Annotated in this window: 4 protein-coding genes and 1 tRNA gene; 3 read left to right on the top strand and 2 right to left on the bottom strand. The window is 61.1% G+C overall.

Annotation, left to right across the window (positions count from 1 at the left end; translation table 11 throughout):
* The first annotated feature begins 236 nt into the window (after positions 1-236).
* Positions 237-1,925: a putative bifunctional diguanylate cyclase/phosphodiesterase gene (locus tag ATI53_RS22510; RefSeq protein WP_111551425.1), complete on the top strand. Its 1,689-nt coding sequence runs from the start codon at positions 237-239 to the stop codon at positions 1,923-1,925.
* A 180-nt stretch (positions 1,926-2,105) separates the two neighbouring features.
* Here ATI53_RS22510 and lipB read toward each other — a convergent pair whose 3' ends face one another.
* Positions 2,106-2,756: a lipoyl(octanoyl) transferase LipB gene (gene lipB, locus ATI53_RS22505; RefSeq protein WP_034451338.1), complete on the bottom strand. Its 651-nt coding sequence runs from the start codon at positions 2,754-2,756 to the stop codon at positions 2,106-2,108.
* A 203-nt stretch (positions 2,757-2,959) separates the two neighbouring features.
* Between lipB and ATI53_RS22500 the strand changes: the two genes are divergently transcribed.
* Positions 2,960-3,046, top strand: a tRNA-Leu gene (locus tag ATI53_RS22500).
* A gap of 147 nt (positions 3,047-3,193) precedes the next feature.
* On the opposite strand, the gene ATI53_RS22495 is transcribed toward ATI53_RS22500, so the two are convergent.
* Positions 3,194-3,559 (bottom strand): hypothetical protein, encoded by a 366-nt coding sequence (locus ATI53_RS22495; RefSeq protein ID WP_111551424.1) that lies wholly within the window; start codon positions 3,557-3,559, stop codon positions 3,194-3,196.
* A 26-nt stretch (positions 3,560-3,585) separates the two neighbouring features.
* Between ATI53_RS22495 and ATI53_RS22490 the strand changes: the two genes are divergently transcribed.
* Positions 3,586-3,784: transposase (locus ATI53_RS22490; RefSeq protein ID WP_146610005.1), on the top strand; the 199-nt coding region annotated here is incomplete at its 3' end.

Genomic DNA, 3,784 nt, shown 5'->3' with positions numbered 1-3,784 from the left:
CAGCCGATGCCCGGGGCGGTGGCGGCGTAACCAAGGCGGAAAACCACTTAGAAAACGCCCGGAACCTGTTCAGATCAACCGAACCACCTCTTAACTCGCGGACGCTAAAGTCGGGGGATGCTGATTTGCTCTTTTCCATGCATCATAGATAGCAAATCGCCTTACTTGCGTCAAGGGGATACACCCCATTTGTTAAGGGTCAGGAAGCCGCAGAGGCCGAACTGAGCGCCCGACTGGTGACCAGGCTGGCCGTCGAGAACCCCACCATGTGGGAATATGAAACCCTGCGCCTTGAATCCCTTGTCACGGCCAATGACGATCAGGACAGGCGATCCGTCGTCCGGAACGCCAACGGAGACGAGATATTCGCCTCGGGCAGCGCCCGCGTCGCCGCGCCGCAGGTCAGCACCAGCGCCGCGATCTACGATTCCGGCGGTGTCGTCGGCGAGGTGACGATCACAAGAAGCCTGCGCGAAACGCTGCAACTGACGGTGGCGATCTTCGGACTGTCCGCAAGCCTGGCGATCGCGGCGTTCATGGTGCTCACGACGCTGCCGCTGCGCCTGCTCAGGGCCGCAACCGATCGCGCCGCATTTCTGGCCAGTCACGACCCGCTGACGGGGATGCCGAACCGGTCGCTGTTCAACGAATGGCTGTCGCTTTCCGTCAGCGACGCAGAGCGCTGCGGCGCGACCATGGCGGTTCTTTGCCTCGATCTCGATCATTTCAAGGAGGTAAACGACATCCTTGGCCATGCGGCGGGCAATGAATTGCTCCGCCAGGTGACCGCGCGTGCGACCGCCGCCCTGCGCAAGAACGATATACTCGCCCGGCTTGGCGGTGATGAATTCGCGATCATCCAGAAACATTGCGACCAGCCCGCCGGCGCGACGAAATTGTCGGAACGGCTGATCGCTGACCTGTCGCTGCCGTTCGATCTGGATGGCAACGAGGTGCTGATCGGCGCCAGCATCGGGATCGCCCTGCGTGACGGCGGCGGCCCCCAGGGGCACGACGCGCAAGCCCTGCTGCGACGCGCCGATCTGGCGCTGTACAAGGCCAAGATGGACGGGCGCGGCGCATTCCGGTTCTTCGAAGAGCGGATGAACGACAAGCTGGTCTCGCGCAAGAGGATGGAGTCTGATCTGCGCCAGGCGATATTGCGCGACGAGCTGAAACTGCACTACCAGCCTCAGGTCGATCTGAACACCAACGAAATCAAGGGCGTCGAAGCCTTGATCCGCTGGTATCACCAAGATCGGGGCCTGATCGGGCCGGATGAATTCATCGGCCTTGCCGAAGAAACCGGCCTGATCGTTTCGATTGGCGAATGGGTGATCCGCGAAGCCTGCCGACAGGCGACAGAGTGGCCCGATCTCTCCTTCGCCGTAAATGTCTCTCCTGTGCAGTTCCGCAATGGCAATCTGGTCGAAATCGTTCGCAGCGCGCTGCAAGAAGAAGGCGCGAACCCCGCCCGGCTGGAACTGGAAATCACCGAAGGCGTCCTGCTGGCCCAAACCGATCAGTCCATCGACACGCTTCTGGCGCTTCAGGCCATGGGCGTGCGGATCGCGATGGACGATTTCGGCACAGGGTATTCCAGCCTCAGCTATCTGCGCCGGTTCCCCTTCGACAAGATCAAGATCGACAAATCCTTCATCACCGGCCTGGGCACATGTTCGGATGCGGACAGCATCATCGAAGCGATCATCGGGCTGGGCGCCTCCATGGGCATGACCTCGAACGCCGAAGGGGTCGAGACCGCGGATCAGGTCGACCTTTTGCGAAAACACGGCTGCAACGAGGTGCAGGGGCTTTTCTTCAGCCTTCCGTTGCCGTCGGAATCGATCACCGAACTGATGTCGGATTGGGAATGGAACAAAAAGGCCGAACCGCAAGGCAACATTGAGAAAAGGGCAGTTTGACCTTCCGATTGCGCCGGTATGGGGGGTCGTCGGCGGCATCGGGACAGACATGCCACTGTCACCGTCCCCCCGAAAACGCGCAACAAGATTGCTGCTGTCCCTTTGCGCCGGCCATTCGCTGCGGGCCCGCCACCGAAGGTCCGCGTGGCGATCCGCCAGTTCGCACAAGGGGCCGCGCACTCAATCCGCGAACACCTCATAGAACGCGCGCCTCAGCGCCACGTCCACATCGGTCAAGGTTACCGGCAGCCCGAGATCGACCAGGCTGGTCACGCCGTAATCGCTGATGCCACAGGGCACGATACCGCTGAAATGATCCAGGTCCGGCTCGACGTTGACAGAGATGCCGTGAAAGCTGACCCATCTGCGCAAACGGATCCCGATGGCAGCGATCTTGTCTTCGGCCATGCGTCCATCGGGCAAGGGTGCGCGGTCGGGTCGTTCGACCCAGACCCCGACGCGACCGTCGCGGATGTGCCCGGTCACGTTGAACTCCGCCAGCGCCGCGATGACCCAGGCCTCAAGCTGCTGAACAAAGGCGCGAATGTCGCGCCCGCGCTTGTTGAGGTCGAGCATGACGTAAACCACCCGCTGTCCCGGCCCGTGATAGGTATACTGCCCCCCGCGCTTCGAGACGAAGACCGGAAAGCGGTCCGGGTCCCGCAAATCCTCGATGCTGGCCGAGGTCCCTGCGGTGTAAAGCGGCGGATGTTCGATCAGCCAGATGGCCTCGTCGGCCGTGCCGGCGGCAATCGCCTCGGCGCGGGCCTCCATGAAGGCCACGGCATCGCTGTAAGGGACGAGACCGTCGGAAGTGATCCACTCTACCATGCCTTCGGGCTAGGCCCCCACGCACCGCGCGTCAAGACATCAGGCGCCCCGCCCCGCAGCCCTTTCCCCCGGACTGCGAGACCGCGACCCCACGCTTTGCAGGCCGCCGAAGCCTGATCGAAAAAAGGCACCTCGCGGGGAATTTTCCCCTTTTCATCCCGCCCGGCCTTTTCTATAGAGCGTCTCACCAAGCCTAAGACAGTGCGGTCGTGGCGGAATTGGTAGACGCGCAGCGTTGAGGTCGCTGTGGGGTAACTCCCGTGGAAGTTCGAGTCTTCTCGACCGCACCATTTTACATTCGCTTGATTGGACCCCCTCCAAAACCTTGAATGACAAGGCCTTTTTGACGTTCGAAGTCCGCTTTTGCGGGAGTATGCAACTCCCTCCGCAAAACCCAGTCTAAGGACGATTCTCTTGAGGGGATAGCCCCCAGAATCTCATATTTTCCAAAGACTTGCGAGAGACGACATCGATAGTTCGAACAACTCTTCGAAGGTATGCTTCGACTTGCCCGATTTTGCGATGGTTTCTTCCAATCTGATCTTCTCGCGCTCCAGCTTCGCAATGCGCGATTCATAGGCTTTCGTCACTCGGTCGTTCTGGGATTCAACGATCCTATCGACCAGACTGTCGATCTGCTTGGCCAGCTTTTTCACTTCAGCTTGTGCCGCTTGTGAGCGTGCCTTGGCCTGACCAAGCCTCTGGTCCCAGGCATCCTTGAACCTGCTGCGCACGAGGTCAAACGTAAGCGTCCGGCGTCGCTGCACTGCCTCGGGTAGAGGGTGATCGACAGTGTCGATCATGGGATAGCGGACACTGTGGGTGCGTGATGGCGCGTCGGACGAAGCGGCGTTGGACGGATGAGGAGAAGCGGTCGATCTGTTTGCAGACGACCGCACCGGGGGTGTCGGTGGCGCGGGTGGCGCCGCGCTACGCAACGAACGCCAACCTGATCTTCAAATGGTTGCGCGATCCGCGCTATGTGTCGGAGCCCCCGGCAGAGCCGGATGCGGCCCGTTTTGTGCCCG

Source organism: Salipiger aestuarii, assembly GCF_003259905.1.
GTDB lineage: Bacteria > Pseudomonadota > Alphaproteobacteria > Rhodobacterales > Rhodobacteraceae > Salipiger > Salipiger aestuarii.
This window is presented reverse-complemented; position numbering and strand designations above follow the sequence as displayed.

What these genes read in the sequence shown, in the direction of transcription:
- lipB (WP_034451338.1), bottom strand. Translation starts at nt 2,756, where the DNA reads ATGGTAGAGTGGATCACTTCCGACGGTCTCGTCCCTTACAGCGATGCC.
- ATI53_RS22495 (WP_111551424.1), bottom strand. Translation starts at nt 3,559, where the DNA reads ATGATCGACACTGTCGATCACCCTCTACCCGAGGCAGTGCAGCGACGC.